Origin of the sequence: Enterobacter sp. ENT02, assembly GCF_019219165.1 — a bacterium.
Lineage (GTDB): Bacteria > Pseudomonadota > Gammaproteobacteria > Enterobacterales > Enterobacteriaceae > Enterobacter > Enterobacter mori.
Window position 1 is genome coordinate 467,244 of the sequence record NZ_JAHUWD010000003.1, and the last position, 23,176, is coordinate 490,419.

The 23,176-nt window shown below is 54.7% G+C and carries 23 protein-coding genes; 14 read left to right on the forward strand and 9 right to left on the reverse strand.

Going from position 1 to position 23,176, the window contains the following annotated elements; all coding sequences use genetic code 11:
- Positions 1–60 precede the first annotated feature (60 nt).
- Positions 61–246: a general stress protein gene (locus tag KW829_RS13250; protein ID WP_004136767.1), complete on the reverse strand. Its 186-nt coding sequence runs from the start codon at positions 244–246 to the stop codon at positions 61–63.
- A gap of 559 nt (positions 247–805) precedes the next feature.
- On the opposite strand from KW829_RS13250, the gene KW829_RS13255 reads away from it, so the two are divergent.
- The 6 genes from KW829_RS13255 (at position 806) to KW829_RS13280 (ending at position 4,675) form a co-directional block, all read left to right on the forward strand.
- Complete coding sequence (locus KW829_RS13255; RefSeq protein ID WP_218308388.1) at positions 806–1,834, forward strand: isopenicillin N synthase family oxygenase; 1,029 nt, start codon at positions 806–808, stop codon at positions 1,832–1,834.
- 24 nt (positions 1,835–1,858) lie between these two features.
- Positions 1,859–2,662: a MetQ/NlpA family ABC transporter substrate-binding protein gene (locus KW829_RS13260; RefSeq protein ID WP_371317575.1), complete on the forward strand. Its 804-nt coding sequence runs from the start codon at positions 1,859–1,861 to the stop codon at positions 2,660–2,662.
- Complete coding sequence (locus KW829_RS13265; protein ID WP_218308389.1) at positions 2,655–3,443, forward strand: methionine ABC transporter ATP-binding protein; 789 nt, start codon at positions 2,655–2,657, stop codon at positions 3,441–3,443. Before KW829_RS13260 ends, KW829_RS13265 begins: the two co-directional genes overlap by 8 nt.
- The gene (locus KW829_RS13270; RefSeq protein ID WP_089600363.1) at positions 3,431–4,099 is read left to right on the forward strand and encodes a methionine ABC transporter permease; all 669 of its coding nucleotides are present in this window, start codon (positions 3,431–3,433) and stop codon (positions 4,097–4,099) included. Before KW829_RS13265 ends, KW829_RS13270 begins: the two co-directional genes overlap by 13 nt.
- A gap of 62 nt (positions 4,100–4,161) precedes the next feature.
- Positions 4,162–4,392 carry a 4Fe-4S mono-cluster protein YjdI gene (yjdI, locus tag KW829_RS13275; protein ID WP_010435213.1) on the forward strand — a complete coding sequence of 77 codons (231 nt, stop codon included), beginning with the start codon at positions 4,162–4,164 and terminating at the stop codon, positions 4,390–4,392.
- A gap of 10 nt (positions 4,393–4,402) precedes the next feature.
- Positions 4,403–4,675 (forward strand): GNAT family N-acetyltransferase, encoded by a 273-nt coding sequence (locus KW829_RS13280; protein WP_010435212.1) that lies wholly within the window; start codon positions 4,403–4,405, stop codon positions 4,673–4,675.
- Positions 4,676–4,710: 35 nt separating this feature from the next.
- On the opposite strand, the gene KW829_RS13285 is transcribed toward KW829_RS13280, so the two are convergent.
- Together KW829_RS13285 and KW829_RS13290 are read right to left on the reverse strand one after the other, a co-directional pair.
- Positions 4,711–5,940 (reverse strand): amino acid permease, encoded by a 1,230-nt coding sequence (locus KW829_RS13285; RefSeq protein ID WP_100166342.1) that lies wholly within the window; start codon positions 5,938–5,940, stop codon positions 4,711–4,713.
- Between the two features lie 119 nt (positions 5,941–6,059).
- Positions 6,060–6,521, reverse strand: a complete 462-nt coding sequence (locus tag KW829_RS13290) for a multidrug/biocide efflux PACE transporter (RefSeq protein WP_042718447.1) — start codon at positions 6,519–6,521, stop codon at positions 6,060–6,062.
- 101 nt (positions 6,522–6,622) lie between these two features.
- Here KW829_RS13290 and KW829_RS13295 point away from each other — a divergent pair, with 101 nt between their 5' ends.
- The 3 genes from KW829_RS13295 (at position 6,623) to KW829_RS13305 (ending at position 9,763) form a co-directional block, all read left to right on the forward strand.
- Positions 6,623–7,489, forward strand: coding sequence for a LysR family transcriptional regulator (locus tag KW829_RS13295; protein WP_214598186.1), 867 nt, complete (start codon positions 6,623–6,625; stop codon positions 7,487–7,489).
- A 93-nt stretch (positions 7,490–7,582) separates the two neighbouring features.
- Positions 7,583–8,761 (forward strand): acetyl-CoA C-acetyltransferase, encoded by a 1,179-nt coding sequence (locus KW829_RS13300; RefSeq protein ID WP_100166341.1) that lies wholly within the window; start codon positions 7,583–7,585, stop codon positions 8,759–8,761.
- Between the two features lie 318 nt (positions 8,762–9,079).
- Positions 9,080–9,763, forward strand: a complete 684-nt coding sequence (locus KW829_RS13305) for an oligogalacturonate-specific porin KdgM family protein (RefSeq protein WP_218308390.1) — start codon at positions 9,080–9,082, stop codon at positions 9,761–9,763.
- 141 nt (positions 9,764–9,904) lie between these two features.
- Here KW829_RS13305 and KW829_RS13310 read toward each other — a convergent pair whose 3' ends face one another.
- On the reverse strand, positions 9,905–11,080 hold the full coding sequence (locus KW829_RS13310; RefSeq protein ID WP_218308391.1) for an oligogalacturonate lyase family protein: 1,176 nt from the start codon (positions 11,078–11,080) through the stop codon (positions 9,905–9,907).
- Between the two features lie 297 nt (positions 11,081–11,377).
- Between KW829_RS13310 and kduI the strand changes: the two genes are divergently transcribed.
- The 3 genes from kduI (at position 11,378) to KW829_RS13325 (ending at position 14,768) form a co-directional block, all read left to right on the forward strand.
- Positions 11,378–12,214 carry a 5-dehydro-4-deoxy-D-glucuronate isomerase gene (gene kduI / locus KW829_RS13315; protein WP_089600936.1) on the forward strand — a complete coding sequence of 279 codons (837 nt, stop codon included), beginning with the start codon at positions 11,378–11,380 and terminating at the stop codon, positions 12,212–12,214.
- A gap of 63 nt (positions 12,215–12,277) precedes the next feature.
- The gene (kduD, locus tag KW829_RS13320; RefSeq protein WP_042717044.1) at positions 12,278–13,039 is read left to right on the forward strand and encodes a 2-dehydro-3-deoxy-D-gluconate 5-dehydrogenase KduD; all 762 of its coding nucleotides are present in this window, start codon (positions 12,278–12,280) and stop codon (positions 13,037–13,039) included.
- 313 nt (positions 13,040–13,352) lie between these two features.
- Positions 13,353–14,768, forward strand: a complete 1,416-nt coding sequence (locus KW829_RS13325; RefSeq protein ID WP_010435187.1) for a sugar porter family MFS transporter — start codon at positions 13,353–13,355, stop codon at positions 14,766–14,768.
- Here KW829_RS13325 and KW829_RS13330 read toward each other — a convergent pair whose 3' ends face one another.
- The gene (locus KW829_RS13330) at positions 14,769–15,764 is read right to left on the reverse strand and encodes a LacI family DNA-binding transcriptional regulator (protein ID WP_010435186.1); all 996 of its coding nucleotides are present in this window, start codon (positions 15,762–15,764) and stop codon (positions 14,769–14,771) included.
- A gap of 221 nt (positions 15,765–15,985) precedes the next feature.
- On the opposite strand from KW829_RS13330, the gene KW829_RS13335 reads away from it, so the two are divergent.
- Positions 15,986–17,227, forward strand: a complete 1,242-nt coding sequence (locus tag KW829_RS13335) for an MFS transporter (RefSeq protein ID WP_010435183.1) — start codon at positions 15,986–15,988, stop codon at positions 17,225–17,227.
- A gap of 19 nt (positions 17,228–17,246) precedes the next feature.
- Positions 17,247–18,680, forward strand: coding sequence for a glycoside hydrolase family 32 protein (locus tag KW829_RS13340; protein WP_218308392.1), 1,434 nt, complete (start codon positions 17,247–17,249; stop codon positions 18,678–18,680).
- 85 nt (positions 18,681–18,765) lie between these two features.
- Here the strand turns inward: KW829_RS13340 and KW829_RS13345 are convergent, their stop codons facing one another.
- The 4 genes from KW829_RS13345 to KW829_RS13360 are packed head-to-tail and all read right to left on the reverse strand — an operon-like array spanning position 18,766 to position 22,991.
- A complete protein-coding gene (locus KW829_RS13345) occupies positions 18,766–20,052 on the reverse strand; it encodes an ABC transporter substrate-binding protein (RefSeq protein WP_010435180.1) in 1,287 nt (428 codons plus the stop codon).
- A 13-nt stretch (positions 20,053–20,065) separates the two neighbouring features.
- Entirely contained in the window at positions 20,066–21,193 is a 1,128-nt protein-coding gene (locus KW829_RS13350) for an ABC transporter ATP-binding protein (protein ID WP_108416336.1), read from the reverse strand.
- Positions 21,194–21,205: 12 nt separating this feature from the next.
- Positions 21,206–22,108: a carbohydrate ABC transporter permease gene (locus KW829_RS13355; RefSeq protein ID WP_089601124.1), complete on the reverse strand. Its 903-nt coding sequence runs from the start codon at positions 22,106–22,108 to the stop codon at positions 21,206–21,208.
- Entirely contained in the window at positions 22,101–22,991 is an 891-nt protein-coding gene (locus KW829_RS13360) for a carbohydrate ABC transporter permease (protein ID WP_010435175.1), read from the reverse strand. Before KW829_RS13360 ends, KW829_RS13355 begins: the two co-directional genes overlap by 8 nt.
- Positions 22,992–23,176 lie beyond the last annotated feature (185 nt).

Here is a 23,176-nt window from a genome sequence, read left to right on the forward strand (position 1 = left end):
CTGCGAGCCTGCAGGCCCGCAGCATGCTCTCTGGTTTATTTATAAGAGACTTAAATAAGATCAGGAGTTATCAGATTTACGGCCTCCGCCGTGACTGTTCTGTCCCCCTTTCTTACCTGCTTCAGACGCGCGTTGCGGATCGTTTTTGAAATTACCACCGCTGTGCTGGCCGCCTTTACGTCCAGCTTCTGATGCTTTATCACGGTCTTCAGCGAAATTACCGGAACCACCACGATGTTCTGCCATATATCAACCCTCTTGTTGCGTTTATGTCAGGAGATACGATTTTTTAATTCGTATCATTTGTCGTTCAGGAATTAACATTAGTCGTTATGCTGGAAGAGTCAAATTACAGTTTCGCTTTATTTTGGGACGAGGTGGTTGCCGCTGCGAAATATACCGCTTCGTTATTTTACAGGTCTGTGCCTATAAATGGTTGCGATATCCGTTGCTTACTGGTTCGATTCATCAGAATTGCCGCCTGGTGCAAGGTTTTTTTACCCTAAGCCCGTCGCGAAAATGAATTACATGAGTTTACAAATTGCGCGAAAGAGAATGAAGCGGCAAAGTGTGCAATGAGAATGTTCTCAAGGTGAAAAATATAAGGTGGTAATTATTTGGGGGTAGGTGTAGGCGTTATTTATAAATAAAAGTGTTATTGGCGAAATCTCCGCTGAAATAAATTTTAACCCTTATTCTTGCAAGCCCATTGCTGGCTTTTTGATATCGATAGACAGAAAACTTCGTAGTGCACTATGTGGCGAAATGGCAAGGTGAGCGCATTGTCATAAGCTGGAAAAAAACGATGAGCACAGCGCAAAATCTCTCCTTACCTGTTATTGAACTCTCCCGGTTGCAGGGCGATCCTCAACAGCGTAAAGCCTTTCTTGAAGACCTGGGGAAAGCGGCCCGCGATGTGGGTTTCTTTTATCTTACCGGGCACGGTATTTCTCAGGCGTTGCTGGACGACGTACAGCGCGTCTCGCGTGAGTTTTTTGCCCTCCCGGAGCAGGAGAAGCTGAAGGTCAGGATGGCCAATTCACCGCATTTTCGCGGCTATAACCGCGCGGGTTCGGAAATTACCCGCAGCCAACCGGACTACCGCGAGCAATTTGATATTGGCGCTGAACGCTCTGCCATCGAAAGCAGCACTGGCCCGGTATGGCAACGTATGCAGGGACCCAATCAGTGGCCCGAAGCGCTGCCGGAAATGCGTGGTGTGATCACTCTCTGGCAGCAAAAAATGACCGACGTGGCGCTTGAACTTCTGCGGGCTTTTGCCGAAGCGCTGTCCCTGCCGAGAAACTCCTTCGATGACCTTTACGGCGAATATCCCAACGAGCACATCAAGCTGATCCGCTATCCGGGGCGCAGTGAAAATGAATCCCGCCAGGGCGTTGGCGCGCATAAGGATTCGGGTTTCCTGACGTTGTTATTGCAGGACGAGCAGGGCGGTTTGCAGGTTGAGGTCTCGCCGAATGAATGGGTGGACGCGGTGCCGCTGCCTGGCGCATTCGTGGTTAATATCGGCGAACTGCTCGAACTGGCAACCAATGGCTATCTGCGCGCTACCGTACACCGCGTCGTCTCCCCGCAGGCTGGCCGGGAGCGCCTGTCATACGCTTTCTTCCTCGGCGCACAGCTGAATGCAGTCGTGCCGGTCTTTCAACTGCCCGACTCCCTCGCGCGGTTGGCACACGGACCAACCAGCGATCCGCTCAACCCCCTGTTACGCGAAGTGGGCTGGAATTATTTAAAAGGCCGACTGCGTTCTCATCCTGATGTGGCAAACCGTTTTTACGCGGATCACCTCAGCAGCGAACCACAGTTTTAATAAACAATATGAGATAAGACGATGATGAAATCTGCATTCTTTACGCTGGCTGGGCTCGCTTTACTGGTTTCACAAACGCTGCACGCCGCACCGTTACGTATCGCCGCCGATCCTATTCCCCATGCGGAAATCCTGGAGTATGTGAAAAAAATCGATCCTAAACTCGATCTGAAAATTATCGAGATGAGCAGCGGCGGGATTAACCCGAATGAGTTACTGGCTTCCGGAGAGGTGGATGCCAACTATTTCCAGCATCTGCCGTACCTGAAAGATCAGGAGAAGGCGCTGGGAAAAACCTTCAGCGTGGCTGCTGAAGTTCATATTGAACCCTTGGGTATCTATTCCCGTAAGGTGAAATCACTGGATGAATTACCGGAAGGGGCAAGCATTGCCGTGCCGAATAACGCCACTAACCTCAGCCGTTCATTGTGGCTGTTGCAGAGCAAAGGCGTGCTGAAACTGAAGGCCAGCGGCGACGCGGCCTCTACGCTGGTGACGCCTGCTGACATCAGCGACAACCCGAAGAAAATCAAGATCGTGGAGATTGAATCGCCGCAAATCCCGCGTGCGTTAGACGATGTGGACGCTGCGGTGATCAACGGCAACTATGCCCTTGAGGCGGGTCTGGTTCCGGCGAAAGACGCTTTAGGGCTGGAATCCGCCAGCAACAACCCTTATGCCAACCTGCTGGTCACCACGCCTGAATTGCTGAAAGACCCGCGTATTGCCGAACTCGCGAAAGACTTAACCTCCCCGAAGGTTGCAGCCTTTATCCGCGAGAAATACAACGGCTCGGTGATCCCCGTTACGGCGCCACAGCATGATTAAACTCGAGCACATCAGTAAACAGTATCCCGGCGCAATCGCGCCGGCCTTGACGGACATTTCGCTGTCGATAGAAGAAGGAACAATCTTTGGCATTCTCGGGCGCAGCGGGGCGGGAAAAAGCACCCTGCTGCGCTGTCTGAATCGCCTTGAACAGCCGACGTCGGGTCGCGTACTCATCGACGGCCAGGATATCGCCACGCTGGGCGTGGCGCAGCTTCGCCAGCAGCGTCAGCAGATGGGCATGATCTTCCAGCACTTCAATCTGCTGCACTCGCGTACCGTAAACGACAATATCGATCTGCCGCTGGAGATTGCCGGTGTCCCGCGCCCGTTGCACCAGCAGCGGGTTGCCGCCCTGCTCGAACTGGTGGGTCTGGGGAATTTTGGTCACGCGTGGCCCTCGCAGCTCTCAGGTGGTCAGAAGCAGCGGGTGGGCATTGCCCGTGCGCTGGCGGTGCAGCCTCGCTACCTGCTGTGCGATGAAGCGACCAGCGCGCTCGATCCGGAAACGACTCGCGCAATTCTCGATCTGCTGGCTGATATTCAACAGCAGCTCAATATCACCATTGTGCTGATCACCCACGAAATGACGGTCGTGAAGCAGATCTGCCATGCCGCGGCCCTGCTGGAGCAGGGGGCGCTCATTGAGAGCGGGTCGCTTTCGCAAATTATGTCGCGTCGGGAAGGGCGGCTGCGTCAAATGCTGCTGCAGGATGGCGAAACCGATCGTGCTTTCCTGGCAAAATATGAGTCAGAGACGGGGGCGAGATGCGTAGCGTGAACTGGGATCGCTTTCAGGACTTAATGATTAACGCCACCCTGGAAACCCTCTACATGGTGGCGCTGGCGACGCTCTTTACGGTAGCCATTGGATTACCCGTTGGCGTGCTGCTGTTTATCACGCGTAAAGACGGTGTGTTACCCAACCGGGCGGTGGCTGTCGTGCTCAATAGCCTCGTGAATATTGGTCGAGCCTTGCCCTTTGTTATTTTGCTCATTGCCCTTATCCCGGTCACCCGGTGGATTGTCGGCACCACGCTTGGCAGCACCGCCGCCGTGGTACCCATTACGCTTGGTGCCTTTCCCTTTTTCGCACGCATTGTTGAAAGCGCGCTGGACGAGGTGGATCGGGGCCGCATTGAAGCGGTGGAGTCGATGGGGGGCAGCCACTGGCATATTGTCAGCCGGGTGCTCTTGCCCGAAGCGCTGCCCGCGCTGGTGGCGGGAATTACGCTGACCATTGTGATGTTGATCGGTTTTTCCGCCATGGCGGGCGTCGTCGGCGGCGGCGGGCTGGGAGATCTGGCCATTCGCTATGGCTATCAACGCTTCGATAACACCCTGATTGCCGGCACGGTCATCGTATTACTGCTGCTGGTGCAGACTATCCAGAAACTCGGCGACAGACTGGTACGATCGCTCGCTTACCGACGCTAACCGCCTCCCGCTTTCCTGTGCTATAACCCATTCACCAACATAATAACAACAGAGGCTATGTCGTGGATAAAGAGCTACTGGAAGCGGGATACCGGGCCTACACCGGTGAGAAGATCGACGTCTACTTCAATACCGGGATCTGCAAACATTCAGGAAACTGCGTACGCGGCAGCGCGAAGCTGTTCAACCTGAAACGTAAACCGTGGATCGTACCGGATGAAGTCGATGTTGAGACCGTCATACGCGTGATTGATACCTGCCCGAGCGGCGCGCTGAAGTATCGCCAAAAATAAGCGAGGAACCATGGATATTCTGGAAGGCCATAACAAATTTTATGTGAATGATGCAGACGGGAACCAGGTGGCGGAGATTGTCTTTGTTCCGACCGGTGAACACCTCAGCATTATTGAACATACCGACGTGGACGAGAGCCTGAAAGGGCAGGGCGTGGGTAAGCAGCTGGTGGCGAAAGTGGTGGAGAAGATGCGCGGTGAAAACCGTAAAATTATCCCGCTGTGCCCGTTTGCCAAACATGAATTTGATAATACGCGGGAATATGACGATATTCGGGCGTGAGAGAGGTGCCCGGCATTGCGCCGGGCACCGCGGGCTTATCCTACAAACATCACCGACACGCACAGCACGCCGACGATCAGCGTCAGCAGGTTGCCGATGGAGCGATACTGTTTCAACGACGGGATCAGGTACGTCGACAGCGTCGGCATAATAAACAGGATCATGGCAATAAGCGGGCCGCTAATGGCATAAATCATCGAAATGGCGTTCGGATTGATGCAGCAGACCGCGAAGGTGATCAACGACACGCCAAGAATTGAAATCGCGCGGTTAAAGGCGCGGCTCTTTTTGACCCCCACCTGATTCAGCGACGATTTGACAATTTCCGTCGCCCCTTCAATCACCCCGAAATAGGTGCCGAGGAACGATTTCGACATCGCGATAATGGCCACAATAATCCCGGAAATGCCCAACCATGCAGGTGAAGAGGGCATCATCGACAGCGCTGAGAGGATCGTGACCCCTTGCTCTTTCGCCGACACAATGTACGACGGCGGGATAGAGAGCAGGCAACTAAACACGAAGAACAGCACGCTCAGGCAGATAATCAGATACGCCACCTTCATGATTTTCTTGCATTTACCCATGGCCTCATCACCGAACTTCTCACGACGGTCAACCGCGAACGTCGAGATAATCGGGGTATGGCTAAAGGCGAAAACCATCACCGGGATCGAGATCCACACCTGATGCAACGTATGCCGATCGAACGCCATCTGGCTGGTGAGCAGCGAGGGCTGCCAGCTTCCCGTCAGGTACAGCGAGACAAACAGAAAATAGGCAATCAGCGGAAACACCAGGAATCCCATCACTTTGATGGTGATGTGCCGTCCCATCAGGAAGATCAGATTCAGTACCAGCACCACGCCCAAACTGACCAGCACGCGAACGGCGGTATCCACGGTCATCTGTTTTGCCAGCTGCTCGGTTAACGAGTTGGTGATAGCCACGGCATAAATCTGCACCACCACAAAAAAGGCGATGAAATAGAGCGTGGTGATCAGATTCCCCACCTTTCTGCCGTAGTAGTGGGAAACGGCACCGGTGATCCCCTCATTACCTTTTGTCTTCGACGACAGAATAAACTGCGCCAGCGCTCTGTGCGGCCAGTAGGTTAATGGGTAGGCCACGAGGGCGGTTATAAACAGGACAATGGCGCCTGCGGAGCCCAGCTGAATGGGCAAGAACAGCGTTCCTGCGCCCACGGCCGTGCCATAGAGAGCGAAACTCCAGAGAGTCTCATCTTTTGACCAAATTTTCGACATTAGAGCAACGTTTCAACTATCAAACCATCAGAATGGCGTGCAATTTACCATAATTATGCGTGGAGAGCGCAGTTGCTTCGAAGGAGTTTGGCCGGAACGGGCGTCCGGCCAGAGGGCGTTTAGCCAGCCAGGGCGCGTCGTTGCTGGCGACGCTTAAGGAATTTTTCGCGCAGGGTATCGTACGCCCAGTTATAGAACATGGTGTACGGCAGGAAGAACAGGAAGAAACCTATTTCCAGCGTGAATGCCTGAAGCAACGTCACGCCGAGAACGGCGGCGACAATGGACACGCCAATCACAATAAACCCGCATTCGAACCCCAGTGCATGTAGCGCGCGCACTTTTGCCGTGCGTTTGACCCGCTGAACGGGCCAGAAGCGGTCGAAGCCAAAGTTATAAATAATGTTCCACAGCATCGCCGTGGTCGCCAGGATAATGGTTAACCCACCCATTTCCACCACGGAGCGCTGCATAAGCCAGGCTGCGGTTGGGGCGAGGATCGCCGTGGCAATCCCTTCAAAGCAGACGGCATGGAAGATCCGCTCCGGCAGTTTACGGTGGAGTGCATCTTGATGTTGCATAGTGACCTCATTCATTCGCCAGGATGGGCGTCGATGTGGCCTATTTTTATCGCTAAAGCTGATATATTAAAGATGGTATCCATCGATAAAGTAGATAGTTCATGCGCTATTCCCCTGAAGCCCTCACCGCGTTTGTCGAGACCGTTGCCGCAGGTTCCTTTTCCGCCGCCGCCCGCCGCCTGCGTAAAAGCCAGTCCACAATCAGCACGTCCATAGCCAACCTGGAAGCCGATCTCGGGTTTGATCTGTTTGACCGCTCGGCACGCCAGCCGGTGTTAACCGTCCAGGGCGAGCAGGTGCTGGGCTATGTGCAGTCGATCCTGGCCGCCAGCGCGCGGCTGGACGAACTGGCGGTGTCGTTAACCGCGCAGACCGAGGCGCGGCTGACGTTTGTGCTCTCCGATACGCTCAACCCGGACGTGCTTGAAAACCTGCTGAAACAGTTCGACCAGCGCTTTCCGCATACGGAATTCGAATGTCTGATTGGCGAAGAAGAGGATGTCATCGATCTGCTGCAGAAGGAGAGGGCGCAAATTGGCCTGACGGAAGCGCGCGGCAGTTATCCTACCGATATTGGTGTGACCCGGCTTCCCCTGCAGACCCGGATGGCGATTTACGTCAGCGCGGAACACCCGCTTGCCGGGCAACACGAAACCAGGGCTGATGAGCTACAGGGCTGGCGAGAACTGCGCCTGAGCACCTATCTCGAACGCGAAGCCACCCTTGCCCGGGGGCCGGTCTGGTCAGCACCGAATTACCTGTTACTCTTGAGTATGGCGGTCCAGGGATTTGGCTGGTGTGTACTGCCCTGTGCGCTGGTCGATGAATTTGCGGCGGCGAAATCGCTGGTGCAACTCAATGTACCCGGCTGGCCACGCGCGATTGGTGTCGATCTGCTCTGGAACAAACGCTCTCCCCCTGGCGTCGCCGGAAGCTGGCTGCGACAGTATTTGCAGGACGCGCGCTGATCCTTGTGATTTAACTCACTAATTTTAAACAATCGCGATAATTGTTGATAACAATACTCTACTATCGTCAGGTCATTTAACACTGAGGTCGTGATGAAAGATGTCGTTATAGTGGGTGCGTTGCGTACAGCTATCGGCTGTTTTCAGGGGGCATTAGCGCGCCACTCGGCTGTCGATCTGGGTAGCGTGGTGGTGAAAGCGCTGGTGGAACGCAGCGGTATTGCCGCCCATGAAGTCGATGAGGTGATCCTCGGCCAGGTGCTGACCGCCGGAGCCGGGCAAAACCCTGCCCGACAGGCGGCGCTGAAAGGGGGGCTGCCCAACACGGTTTCCGCCATTACCATCAACGACGTCTGTGGTTCCGGTTTAAAAGCGCTGCATCTTGCCACCCAGGCCATTCAGTGCGGCGAGGCGGATGTGGTGATTGCCGGTGGGCAGGAGAACATGAGTCGCGCGCCACACGTTTTGACCGATAGCCGTACCGGCGCGCAGCTTGGAAACAGCCAGTTGCTCGACAGCCTGGTGCATGACGGCCTGTGGGATGCGTTCAACGATTATCATATGGGCGTGACGGCGGAAAACCTGGCGCGTGAATATGGCATCAGCCGCGAGCTTCAGGACGCCTACGCGCTGAGCTCGCAGCAAAAAGCCCGCGCCGCAATTGATTCCGGACGGTTTCGCGATGAGATCGTCCCGGTCAGGACCCAGCGTCAGAACGGTGAAGCCGTGATGGTGGAGACCGACGAGCAGCCGCGCACCGATGCCAGCGCAGAAGGGCTGGCGAAGCTTAACCCGGCCTTTGAAACGCTGGGGTCGGTGACCGCAGGGAATGCCTCTTCCATTAACGATGGCGCTGCGGCCGTGATGATGATGAGCGAAAGCAAAGCGCAGGAGCTGGATCTTCCCGTGCTCGCACGTATTAAAGCATTTGCCAGCGTGGGGGTGGATCCGGCGTTAATGGGGATCGCCCCCGTCTATGCGACGCGCCGCTGTCTGGAGCGCGCAGGCTGGCAGCTTAGCGACGTGGATCTGATTGAAGTCAACGAAGCCTTTGCCGCGCAGGCGATCTCGGTAGGCAAAATGCTGGAGTGGGATCCGCTGCGGGTCAACGTCAACGGTGGCGCTATTGCGCTGGGGCACCCTATCGGCGCGTCAGGCTGCCGTATACTGGTCTCCCTGGTGCATGAAATGAAAAAGCGTAACGCCCGTAAAGGCATTGCCACGCTCTGTATTGGCGGTGGGCAAGGGGTGGCGCTGGCGATTGAGCGGTGATCCTTTCCTTTCAAAAAGCAAACCTCCCTCGGGAGGTTTTTTTTTGCGCATAGCGTGACGTTTTTTACGATTATTAGTTCAATCTCAATGCAGAGTGGAATAATTACGCGCTGTATTATTATCCCCGCTAACATCTTACTGTGATCTCTCCCCTGAAATTTAAGGTTAATAATCCTCTTTTGTTGACTGACATCACGTGCATCTTTGCCAAAAAAAATGAAACAAATAATTACGATCTCGATCACTAAAATAACGTTTATTAAAAAATAAACTGCAGTTCCATAAAAACGAAACGCTATTTTATTTGAGGGTTTTTTCATGTTTAATAAATCTCTGGTCCTTGCCTCTCTTATTGGTGCGTCTTTTGCGGCTCAGGCGGTTACCGTCGATCTGCGCCATGAATATATTGATAACGGCGCGAACGCAGACCGCGTTGCGGTCTCGCATCGCTTTGCTAACGGCTTTGGCTTCTCTGTTGAAGCGAAATGGAAATCCGGTGGCGACAAGGCCGACCAGCCGTTTGCCGATGTTGTGGGTAACGGTCATGAAGACCAAATTAGCTGGCGCTGGAAAGCGACCGACAATATTGCGCTGACGCCTGCATTTACCATTGAGAGTAATGACAGCCGTACCATTTATAAACCGAACCTGCACCTGCAATACAGCTTCGATAATGGTTTTTACGTGGCGGCACGTTACCGTTACGAATATACCCGTTATCCGTCCAGCTCAAATAAAGACGATGACAAAGTTAACCGTGGCGATGCCTGGGTGGGTTGGGTCATGGGGGACTGGCGTACCGAGCTGAATTACGTTTATGCGAAAAGTACCGAGGGTATTATTCGTAATAATAATAAAGATTATTCTAACGAATATAACGCCAAGCTGGCCTATAAATGGGATCAAAACTGGGCGCCGTATGTTGAGGTGGGCAACGTGGGCGTAAAAGACACCGACGAGCGCCAGACCCGTTTCCGTTTAGGCGTGGCGTATTCCTTCTAAAGTCCAACTTATTCTCTAAAAACTGCCGGGTGGCGCTAGCGCTTACCCGGCCTGGTCATTCCCTCCAGTCAGGCAGCCACCTACCAAAAAAAAGCCCTCCGAAACGGAGGGCAAGGCCAGTTACAGAAACACTAACTCAAATCAGGCATGCAACATTTCAGGTTGCTCGGGGAGTTTCGCGATATAGAGCGCTGGTTTGCCGTCTTTATCGGAACTGTACAGCACCGCTTTATCATCCGGAGTAAAGGATGGATGCGGGTGGGTGACCTGGCGGCTGTTTGCCACCGTCGCCCAGGAGGTGTCGTGACGCGCGATGCGGAAATAAGCTTTTTTCGCGACGTCGAAGGCATACAGGTACGGGTCGTTATCGATGGTGTAGCCCCCGGTGTCCTTGACGTCGACCGGCGTGCCTGAACCGTCGCCCACCAGCAGCGTGCCGTCAAAATTACTCATCAGATGCGAGCAGGCGGGCATCTGCATCACTGCCTCGTTAACGCCGGTTTCCGGGTCAAAACGGGAGATGGTGCGACCCTGCTGACCCTTCAGATACGAGACGTACACCAGGGCAGATCCGTTCGGCACCCAGAATTCATGCGTGCAGCTTTCGCCTTCTGCATGCGTTTTCACCTTACGCACGTTGCTGCCGTCTTCGTTAACCAGCCACATACGCGCGTCGACCAGGTCGTGCGGGCCTTCGTGGCAGAAGGCCACCGTGTTGTCGTCGGACGGACGGTAAATAGGATGGCCCAGCCAGTTCTTCTCTTCATGGATAGTGGCGCTTGCGCCCGTTTTCAGATCCACGCGCAGCAGGCGGCAGTGCGGCCCCTTGTGGAAGAAATCGTGGAAGATCTTCCAGTCGTTCAGCGGCGTCCAGTCGCTTTTAGCGATCTCAATACCCACCAGTTTGGTGCAGTCGCTGTTGGCAACCCAGGTGCCGTAACCGACCCAGTCGTCAGAGACGCGATACACTTCGCGTTCTTCCAGCGTCTGCAAATCCACTTCCAGCAGGGTGCGATCGTTCTTCACATAGTAGAAGGCGCTGTCATCCGGCGAAAGGAACCCACCAAACGTGTTATCCCCCGCGCCTTCTGTCAGTTGCACCGCTTCAGCCTTTTTCAGATCCAGCAGATAGTAGTTCCAGTGACCGTCGAACGCCCCTGCAAACAGCAGATGGCTGCCGTCGTTGAAGAAGCACTTCTGGTAAAAGTAGTTGCGATGACAGGTGACTTCCGGGGGGGTCAGGCGGGTGACTTCCACGCCTGTATCCGGATCGCGGCTGACCTCGTAGTTCAGCTTGACCCGCATACCTTTAGCCATAATGCACTCCTTTGAATGAGGTTGAGTTAAAAACTGGGTGTTAAATTATCAAAACAATGTTTCATTATGTGTGACTGGTGGCGCAATTCGTAAGAGTTATCGGGATTGATAGGGATGTTCTGACATTATCGTGATCGAAACATCATTTTCGGTATTAAGATGCAGAAAAAGTGAAACGTTGTTTTAAATGCAATTGAAAAGCCAAATCTCAGCGGATACTATGTGTTCATCAAGAAAACGGAACGTCGTTTCGTTAATCATCTTTGCCCTTGGGCACGATCATTTCTGGAGGTCAACGTGGACATCAGACAAAGCATCCACAGTGCGCATGCTAAGGCGCTGGATACGCAGGGATTGCGTAATGAGTTTTTGGTGGAACAGGTATTTGAAGCCGACAAGTACACCATGGTCTACAGCCACATCGACCGCATCATTGTGGGCGGGATTATGCCCGTGGCGAAAACCGTCTCCGTGGGTGGAGAAGTGGGTAAACAGCTGGGCGTGAGCTATTTCCTTGAGCGTCGTGAACTGGGCGTGATCAACATCGGCGGGCCGGGCACCGTTACCGTCGACGGCCAGTGCTATGAGATTGGCCATCGCGACGCGCTGTACGTCGGAAAAGGGGCGAAAGAGGTGGTCTTTGCCAGCATTGACGGCGGTAAGCCAGCGAAGTTCTACTACAACTGCGCCCCGGCGCATACCACCTACCCAACCAAAAAAGTGACGCCAGCGGACGTCGCGCCGGTCACGCTGGGCGATAACCTCACCAGCAACCGCCGCACCATCAACAAATACTTCGTTCCGGACGTGCTGGAAACCTGCCAGCTCAGCATGGGGCTGACCGAGCTCGCGCCGGGCAACCTGTGGAACACCATGCCGTGCCATACCCACGAGCGCCGCATGGAAGTCTATTTCTACTTCAACATGGATGAAGACGCCTGCGTATTCCACATGATGGGACAGCCTCAGGAAACCCGCCATATCGTGATGCACAACGAGCAGGCGGTAATTTCGCCAAGCTGGTCCATTCACTCAGGCGTGGGGACGAAAGCCTATACCTTCATCTGGGGAATGGTCGGTGAAAACCAGGTCTTTGATGACATGGACCATGTCGCTGTTAAGGATCTGCGCTAGTCGCAGGCAGTGAAGCATAAACCTGCCTGTTGGTGACAGGCGCTGAACGATTAAGGAACAAACATGATTCTGGATGCATTTTCTCTGCAGGGTAAAGTGGCTGTGGTTTCCGGTTGTGACACCGGGCTGGGTCAGGGTATGGCGCTGGGTCTGGCGGAAGCGGGCTGCGACATTGTCGGTATCAACATTGTTGAGCCTACCGAAACCATCGAGCGCGTCACCGCGCTGGGCCGCCGATTCCTGAGCCTGACCGCCGACCTGCGAAAAATCGACGCGATCCCTGAACTGCTGGATCGCGCGGTGGCGGAATTCGGTCATATCGATATCCTGGTGAACAACGCGGGTCTGATCCGCCGTGAAGACGCGATCAACTTCAGCGAGCGCGACTGGGACGACGTCATGAACCTGAACATTAAGAGCGTGTTCTTTATGTCTCAGGCAGCGGCGAAGCACTTTATCGCCCAGGGCAAAGGCGGCAAGATCATCAACATCGCCTCCATGCTCTCCTTCCAGGGCGGTATCCGCGTGCCGTCTTATACCGCGTCGAAAAGTGCGGTGATGGGCGTTACCCGTCTGCTGGCCAACGAGTGGGCGCAGCACAACATCAACGTTAACGCGATTGCGCCAGGCTATATGGCCACCAATAACACCCAGCAGCTGCGTGCGGATGAAGAGCGCAGCGCGGCAATCCTGGAGCGTATCCCAGCGGGACGTTGGGGTCTGCCGAGCGATCTGATGGGGCCGATTGTGTTCCTGGCATCCCCGGCTTCTGACTATATCAACGGCTACACCGTGGCCGTCGACGGCGGCTGGCTGGCGCGTTAATTCCGCCTGCATGACGAACCTCTGCCGCCGGGTGGAGGTTTTTTTTGGTTAAAAATTGCCATTATCCATATGGCATAAGATGAAAAATCCATACTGAAAATTCATAAATGATGCGCATCACAGTTTTATTGCTTAAATATTAGGTGATTAATAAAAAACGGTGCTATTTCAGCATTAGTTGAAATTGTAATGTCCATCACAGAACGCTATGCCATAGCGAAATAATCCATATCTTCACGAATTCCCGCCTGACACTTTTCTTCACTATCTCGTAATTTCACTTAACGAATTTTGCTGTTGAGGCAGGAAAAATATGACATCTATAAATGACTCTACCCTGATGCCCGCCGCGTTGCGCGATACCCGACGCATGAATCAGTTCGTCTCTATTGCGGCAGCCGTGGCCGGTTTGCTGTTTGGTCTGGATATCGGCGTCATTGCCGGGGCCCTACCGTTTATTACCGATCACTTTACGCTGAGTAACCGCCTGCAGGAGTGGGTGGTGAGCAGCATGATGCTCGGCGCGGCTATCGGGGCGCTGTTTAACGGCTGGCTCTCGTTCCGCCTCGGGCGCAAATACAGCCTGATGGTCGGGGCGATCCTGTTCGTCGCGGGGTCGATTGGCTCGGCGTTTGCCACGAACGTGGAGGTGCTGCTGCTCTCCCGCGTGCTGCTGGGCGTGGCGGTGGGGATAGCGTCTTATACCGCGCCGCTGTACCTCTCCGAAATGGCGAGCGAGAACGTGCGCGGGAAGATGATCAGCATGTACCAGCTGATGGTGACGCTCGGCATCGTGCTGGCGTTCCTGTCCGATACGTACTTCAGCTACAGCGGCAACTGGCGCGCGATGCTGGGCGTACTGGCGCTGCCTGCGCTGCTGCTGATCGTGCTGGTGATTTTCCTGCCGAACAGCCCGCGCTGGCTGGCGCAAAAAGGGCGTCACGTGGAGGCGGAAGAGGTGCTGCGTATGCTGCGCGACACCTCGGAAAAAGCGCGTGAAGAGCTGAATGAAATCCGCGAAAGCCTGAAGCTGAAGCAGGGCGGCTGGGCGCTGTTTAAGGTCAATCGCAACGTGCGTCGTGCGGTGTTCCTCGGCATGCTGCTCCAGGCGATGCAGCAGTTCACCGGGATGAACATCATCATGTATTACGCGCCGCGCATTTTCAAAATGGCCGGGTTCACGACCACTGAACAGCAGATGATTGCCACGCTGGTGGTGGGGCTGACCTTTATGTTCGCGACTTTTATTGCGGTATTCACCGTGGATAAAGCCGGACGTAAACCGGCGCTGAAGATTGGCTTTAGCGTGATGGCCCTCGGTACGCTGATCCTCGGCTACTGCCTGATGCAGTTTGATAACGGCACGGCCTCAAGCGGGCTGTCCTGGCTCTCCGTCGGCATGACCATGATGTGCATCGCCGGTTATGCGATGAGCGCCGCACCGGTGGTGTGGATCCTGTGCTCTGAAATTCAGCCGCTGAAGTGCCGTGACTTTGGTATCACCTGTTCCACCACCACCAACTGGGTGTCGAACATGATCATCGGCGCGACCTTCCTGACGCTGCTGGATGCGATTGGCGCAGCGGGAACCTTCTGGCTCTATACGGTGCTGAACGTGGCGTTTATCGGTGTCACCTTCTGGCTGATCCCTGAAACCAAAGGCGTGACGCTGGAGCATATTGAACGCAAGCTGATGGCGGGGGAGAAATTGCGGAACATCGGCATCTAATTATAGCGACTCTCGGGGGAGCCACGGGCTGGCGACCCGAACCGTCTCACGATGGCTGTCACCGTTGATAATATGCAGGGCGCTCAGGCGCCCGATTTCATAATGAGGTAACTGCACCGTTGAGAGGGGCGGTAAGAACAAATCGCCAATCCCCACCATGTTATCGTACCCCACCACGGCCACATCCTGCGGAATGCGCAACCCATGTCCCAGCAGCGTTTGATAAACCATAAACGCAATGCGGTCGTTGCCGCAAATCACGGAGTCGAACAGCGGCGTTTGCTGCTGAATATGCGCCAGAACGCGTGCCGGAATATCGCGATAGTGCTCATCGCCATATTCCATATAGCAGTGAACCAGGGTATTTGGGTCGATTCCCGCTTCCCGACAGGCGCGCTCCAGTCCCTGGCGACGGCGAAGGGTAGCCAGATGGTTAGCTGGCAGATGCAGGCAAAGGGGGCGGCGGTAGCCCGCAGCCAGCAGAGCCTGAACCGCAGAGAACTGGCCCTGCTCGTCATCGGGTATGTAGCTGGCCACCGGATCGTGCAAACTTTCGCAGTTTGCCAGCACGCAGGGAAGGGTTAGCAGCTTGGACGGGAGCGGCACCTTGCGCAGCCCCATGGTTGTGTAGATGATCCCGTCCGGGCGATGAGAGAGCAGAAGGTCTACCATGGTCTCCGGGCTATCGTCGGTAAACATGTTAACCACAAAGCTGTTCCAGCCGTGCGCCCGCGCGGTTTCTTCAATCGACAGCGTGATGTCTACCGAAAAGGGCGTGGTCACCGTATCCAGCGCCAGCACCCCGATGGTGTTCGGCATGGCGTGAGCCCCGCGAATTTTTTTCGCTGACAGGTCAGGCACGTAATGGGTCTGTTCAATAGCGGCCTGAACCCGGGCCAGCGTCTCCGGTTTTAGCCTTTCCGGGCTGTTGAGCGCGCGAGATACCGTCATCAGTGACACATTGGCCAGCTTTGCCACATCCTTAAGCGATGCCATGTTGATTACTCCGCCCTTGCTAAGCTGCTGATGTAAAAGATCGTTCGATATTCTATCTTACGCGTGACGCGCGCGCAGGTAAGAAATAGTTGATCGCGATCGCACTCCGCTAATGTTAACGTTAACTTTTGTGATTAACATCATGAATCTCAGCAAAATGACATGAGTTAACCCATTTGTTAACGTTACCATTTTCGACATTCCTCCACGATGAGAATGTCATGATGAAGAAACATCACTCTCACAGCTACCCGTTACTCAGTGCGTTACTGTTTTTCTTTTTTGTCTGCTGGTCCTCTTCCGGATCGCTGCTCTCTATCTGGCTGCACCAGGAGGTAGGGCTCAAGCCGGGGGATACCGGCATTATCTACGCGGTGCTCTCCGTCTCCGCGCTGTTTGCACAGGTCTGCTACGGTTTTATTCAGGACAAGCTCGGCCTGCGTAAAAATCTACTCTGGTACATCACCGTACTGCTGATCCTCTCTGGCCCGGCCTTTTTACTGTTTGGCTATCTACTGAAGATTAACGTGTTGCTTGGCAGCATTTTCGGTGGGATTTACATCGGCTTGACCTTTAACGGCGGTATCGGTGTTTTAGAGTCCTATACCGAGCGTGTGGCACGACAGAGCCAGTTTGAGTTTGGCAAGGCGCGGATGTGGGGCTCGCTGGGCTGGGCAGTCGCGACGTTCTTTGCCGGTTTACTCTTCAACATCAACCCAAAACTCAACTTTGCGGTGGCCAGTTGCTCAGGGCTGGTATTTTTCATTTTGCTGGCGCGGCTGCGGGTTTTCTCCGCCTCGCAGGCGATGGAAGAAGCGGTGGCGGGCGGTAAGGTGACGCTGGAAGATGCGCTGCGCCTGCTCACCCTACCGCGCTTTTGGGCGCTCGTGTTCTTCGTGATCGGCACCTGCATTTACGGCGTTTACGACCAGCAGTTTCCGGTTTACTTCTCTTCTCAGTTCCCGACCCTCCAGGAAGGGAACGCCATGTATGGCTATCTGAACTCATTCCAGGTTTTCCTTGAGGCGGCTGGCATGTTTTGCGCGCCATGGCTGGTTAACCGCATCGGCGCGAAAAACGGCCTCATCTTCGCCGGAATGGTGATGGCGAGCCGCATGGTCGCCTCCGGGCTGGTGGAAGGCCCGCTGCTTATCTCTATCACCAAGCTGCTGCACGCGCTAGAGTTGCCGGTTCTGCTGGTGGCCATCTTCAAATACAACAGCCTTAACTTCGATAAACGACTTTCATCCACGCTGTATCTGGTGGGCTTTGCGTGCACCAGTTCGGTCATCGCCACGGTACTTTCGCCGCTGGCAGGCTATAGCTACGAGAAGTACGGCTTCGCCCAGTCCTATCTGATTATGGGGCTGCTGGTGTTTAGTACCACCTTTATCTCCATTTTCTTGCTGCGCTCCTCGCGGTCGTCCTCAGACCCGCTGGTCTCGCAACCCTCCGCTATCTGAATCAAAAAGAGTGAAGACTATGATGTACACCATTTCTAACGCAGAACAGGAACTCCAGGCTAAACGCGAGGCGCTGAACCTGCGCTGGTATCCGCACTACCACCTGGCCGCTCGTGCGGGCTGGATGAATGACCCGAATGGGCTGGTTTGGTTCGATGGCTGGTACCACGCGTTTTACCAGCATCACCCGTATTCAACCGAATGGGGACCCATGCACTGGGGGCATGCACGCAGTAAAGATCTGGTGCACTGGGAACATTTGCCGGTGGCGCTGGCCCCGGAAGGCCCAGAGGACAAAGACGGTTGCTTCTCCGGTTCGGCGGTGGTCGATGGCGATACGCTGGCGCTGATTTACACCGGGCATAAATTTCATGGCGATCCCAGTGATGAGGCCAACCTTTATCAGGTCCAGTGCCTGGCGACCAGTCGCGACGGTATGCGCTTTGAACGTCAGGGTATTGTGGTGGACACACCGGCAGGGATACATCATTTCCGCGATCCGAAAGTGTGGCGTGAAGGGGATGACTGGTACATGATCGTTGGCGCTCGCGACGGTGATACCGGGCAGGTGCGGCTATATCGATCGGCCGATCTCCGCCAGTGGCAGGACGCGGGTGTGCTTGATGAAGCGGAAAAAGAGATGGGCTATATGTGGGAGTGCCCGGATTTTTTCACCCTCAACGACAAGCGCGTTCTGATGTTCTCTCCCCAGGGACTGGAGGCAAATGGCTACCAGAACCGCAATCTGTTTCAGAGCGGGTATCTGCTCGGCGAATGGCAGCCAGGGCAGGCGTTTGCCCGCGAGGGCGACTTTGTTGAAATGGATCACGGTCACGACTTTTATGCGCCGCAAAGTTTCCTGACGCCAGATGGCCGACGCATTGTCATTGGCTGGCTGGACATGTGGGAATCGCCATTGCCGGAGCAACGGGACGGGTGGGCGGGCATGCTTTCACTGCCGCGCGAGCTGAGTCTGGGTGCGGACAACCGCCTGCAAATGCGTCCAGCCAAAGAGGTCGAGGGGATGCGCGGTGCCTGGTTCCCGTGGCCGATCACCACCGTTAAAAACCAGCAAAGCGTAATGATGGAAAACGGCGAGGCGCTGGAGGTTATCCTTCACTGGGACTGCGCAAACAGCAGTGCAGAACAGTATGGACTCCGTTTCGGTAATGGCCTGCGCGTGTATGTTGATGCGCAGATGCAGCGGCTGGTGCTGGAGCGTCATTATCCGCAGTATGGACTGTGTGGCGTGCGCAGCGTGCCATTAACCGCCGGGAAGGCGCTGACGCTACGGCTGTTCTTCGATAGTTCGTCAGTGGAGGTTTTTGTTAACGACGGTGAGGCTTGCCTGAGCAGCCGTATTTATCCGGATGCCGACCATCGGGATTTAGCGTTATTCGCCTGGAGCGGTTTGGCCGTTTTAACCGAGGCTGGTGCCTGGCAACTTGAGTAATCTCTAATACCGCTGTGCCTTTCCGGATCGCGGAAAGGCACAGTTTGCCGCCCAGCTAAGCGCAGGACGGGCAGGGAGGAGACTATTAACGCATTGCGCGTTTCAAAATACGCTCTGCCTGACGCTGGAAATCAGCCGCTGTCTCTTCTACGGTTTTCTGACCGTAATCGATATACTGCAGCGACGTCCCGAACTGAGCCACAATCTGCGGGTCGTCAAAGTAAGGCGACACGGTAAGCTTCGCTGGCAGCGACTGCGCCAGGCGCAGGCCCGCAACGGACGGGTCGTTCTCCTTGATGGTGCCGTCTTCGGTCAGGAACTGCACCGCTGCTTTGCTCAGCGGAACGCCGCGCTCCAGACCCAGCGTATCCACTCCCTCTTTGCTGTTCAGCAGGAAGTTAATCAGCTTCGCCGCTGCTTCCGGGTTTTTGGTGGATTTACCAATCGACAGCATCTGCGCCGGTTTGAAGAACAGTCCCGCATCGGTGGCACCCGGCAGCATAGGGTAGCTGCCCAGTTCCAGCTTCGCCGGTGGCTTCAGGTTGTCGGAATACTTGTTGATGGTCGAGTTCCACATGTAAGTGCCGCCCCATTCGCCCTGGATCCACGGCTTCATCTCATACATGTTGCTCTTACCAAACGACGCGTAGTATTTGGTATCCGGCATCACGTGGCTATCCACCAGCTTTTTGTAGGTCTGGAAGAACTCCACCCACTGCTCTTTGGAGTAGCTGAATTTTTTGGTTTTCTCGTCCACCGCAGGGATGTTGTATTTCTGGATCATGTACGAGTTCAGCAGCGCCAGCGTGTCTTGATGCTCCAGCACGACCGGGTAATACTGCTTGCCGAGCTTGCTCTCGAACGTCTTGCCTGCCGCCATCAGCTCGTCCCAGGTTTTCGGGTATTCAACGCCTGCTTTTTTCCAGGTCTCGTCGTTGAAGTAGAACACGCGCGCGGTCACGGAAATCGGAATGCCATTCAGCTTGCCGTTAACGGTGGTGGACTGCAGCTCTTTCGGATCGAACTGCGTCAGGTCGATGACGTCCTTCATCTTATTCAGATCGTAAAAGCCGTCGCCGGTTTTGGAGAAGATCGGCAGCCAGTTCCAGTTGGTCTGCATCACGTCCGGTTCGGTACCGCCCGCAATCTGGGTGGTCAGACGGGAGAGGTGACCGTCCCAGCCGGTGTACTCAGCCTTCACGTTGATGTCCGGGTTCTGCTTGTGGAACGCCTCCAGGGCTTTCAGGGTGACCTGGTGACGACCGTTGCCGCCCCACCAGGACATACGTAAATCAACATCTTGCGCCATCGATGGCAAAGCGGTAAGGCCCAGAGTCGCGGAGATTGCTGCGCTTAAAAGCACTTTTTTCATTTTTATCACTCCATCAGAGAGAGAGGTTCTGTTCAGTTTTTGCGTCAAAAATATGACACTTGTTCATATCAAACGTGAAATACACCTTACGGTTAAGGCCTTTATCAATCATAGGCTTAGCTTCATCGGAAGGAATTCTGGCGGTCAGTTCGTAGTCCGCGACTTTCAGATATACAAAGAATTCGTGGCCCATGTTCTCGACGCGCACCATCTCGCCGCTGCAGCCGCCGTCCTGGAACGGCTCGTCAGAGAGGGACACGAACTCCGGGCGCACGCCGTAGAAGACCTCCTGACCGGCGTAAGCGGAAACCTTCTCCTGCTTTTCTGCGTTCAGCGGCATGGTTTCATTGCCGATGGCGATGTGCAGCTTCCCTGCTTTTTCCACCAGCAGGCTTTTACGAATGTTCATTTCAGGCGCGCCGATAAAGCCCGCCACGAACATGTTCTTCGGCTTGTGGTAGAGGTTATCCGGCGTATCCACCTGCATGATGTGGCCGAGCTTCATCACGCAGATGCGGTCGCCCATGGTCATGGCTTCGGTCTGGTCGTGGGTGACGTAGACGGTGGTGGCCGGTTTGCCGGAGGCTTTCAGCTGCTTATGCAGGTCAGAAATACGAATTCGCATCGAGGCGCGCAGTTTGGCATCGAGGTTGGACAATGGTTCGTCAAACAGGAACACGTCCGGCTTTTTCACAATCGCGCGGCCTACCGCCACGCGCTGTGCCTGGCCGCCGGAAAGCTGGCGCGGCAGGCGGTCGAGCAGCTCTTCCAGCTCCAGGATTTTCGCGGCTTCGTTCACCTGAGACTCAATCTGATCTTTCGGCAGCTTGCTCAGCTTCAGGCCGAAGGCCAGGTTCTCGCGCACCGTCATGTGCGGATAGAGCGCGTAGTTCTGGAACACCATCGCAATCCCGCGCTCCTTTGGCGCGAGGTTGTTCACAATCTTATTGCCAATACGCACTTCGCCGCCGCTGATGGTTTCCAGTCCGGCCAGCATGCGCAGGGTAGTGGATTTGGCGCAGCCGGACGGCCCGACAATCACCATAAACTCCCCTTCGGAGATGGAAAGGTCGATAGCATGTACCGCTTTGAAGCCGTTGGAGTAGACCTTTTCCAGTTTGTTGAAGATTACTTCAGCCATGATATTTCCCTCTTAACCTTTAATTCCGCTGCTGGTGACGCCCTGTACGAAGTAGCGCTGTGCCAGGAAGAAGACAATGATGGATGGCAGAATGGAGATGCTCGCCATTGCCAGAATTTCGTTCCACGGCGCACCTTCGGTGACGTCGATGGACATTTTCAGCGCCAGTGCAATCGGGTATTTATCCACGCTGTAGACGTAAATCAGCGGCCCAATAAAGTCGTTCATCGACCACATGAACTGGAACAGGGCGACGGAGATAATGGCCGGTTTCAGGATTGGCACCACCACGTACCACAGCACCTGGAAGGAGTTACAGCCGTCAATTTGCGCCGCTTCCTCCATGTCACGCGGCACGCCGCGCAGGAACTGGATCAGCATAAAGACGAAGAACCCCTGCGTGGCGAAGGCCAGTGGCAGGTACAGCGGCATATAGCTGTTAAGCATGCCCATTTCACGGAACATCAGGTACTGCGGGATCAGCAGCACGGTACTGGGCAGCAGCATGGTGGTGATGAGCGTGGCGAACCAGAATTTCTTCCACGGGATCTCGAAGCGGGCAAAACCGTACGCCACGATGGTGGACGAGATAATGGTCAGGATCACTTTCGGGATCACATACTTAAAGGTGTTGAGCATGTAATGGCCGAAGTTGTATTCGGTCCCGGTTTTCCAGCCGTTCACAAAGCCGTCCCAGGTGGCATGGGCAGGCCACAGGCTCAGGGTGGTGAAAATCTCGTGGTTCGGTTTGAACGAGGCCGAGAACATCCACACCAGCGGGTAGAGCATCAGCAGGCCGACAATCAGCAGGATCGCGTAGCGAATGCTGGCGTTGATTTTCTCTCTGCGCAGCGTACGGGCGACTTCGCGCTCTGCAACGCTTCTTGCCGTGGAGAGTTCCTGAATATCAGCCATTTTTGCCTCCTTTATCGGCGGAGTAGAACACCCAGTATTTCGACGACTTAAAGGCGATACCGGCAAAGACGGCCACCACCAGGAACAGGATCCACGCCAGCGCCGCCCCGTAGCCCATATCGAAGTATTTGAACGCGGTGTCGTAGATATAGAGCGAGAACAGATAGGTCGAGTAGGTTGGCCCGCCGCCGGTGATCACGTACGGTCCGGTAAATTCCTGGAACGCCTGGGTGGTCTGCATGATGAAGTTGAAGAAGATCACCGGCGTAATCAGCGGCACCGTCACTTTTGTGAACATTTGCCATTTGGATGCACCGTCGATCATCGCTGCTTCATACTGCGACTGCGGAACGTTTTGCAGCGCGGCCAGGAAGATGACCATCGCAGAGCCGAACTGCCAGACGCGCAGCAGGGTAACGGACATCAGCGCCAGTGACGGCTCGCCGAGCCAGTTCACCGGGTCGAAACCAAACACGCCGATAAAGCTGTTCAGCAGGCCATCAATGGCAAACAGCGCGCGCCACAGAACGGCAATAGCCACGGAGCTGCCGAGGATGGACGGAATATAGTAGGCCGTACGGAAGAAGCCGATGCCGCGTAATTTAAAGTTCAGAACAAACGCAATCCCTAATGCGAACGCGAGCTTTAACGGGATGGTTAAAAATACGTAAGCAAAGGTCACGCCCATGGATGTCCAGAAGAGCGTGTCTTCGGTAAACATGTAGCGATAGTTCTCAATGCCGTTAAACACCGGCGGACTCATTAAATCGTAATCCGTAAAACTGAGGAAAAACGATGAAACAAAGGGGAAGGCGGTAAAGAGTATCAACCCGATGATGTAGGGAGATATCCACGCTAACCCCAGCAGCTTGTTTTCATTCATACATACCTACCTGGCGATCAATGGTTAAAACGGAATCTGGTTTGTTACAACTTTCTCGCGCTTGCCCTGCTCAGCATGAGAGGAAATATGTCATGTGGTGTGTTGTTCGTTGCTTTTTATATTATGTTTTATAAGGATTTTATTGGCATTTCCTTAATGCATCATGGTCAGGTTTCAAAACTTAC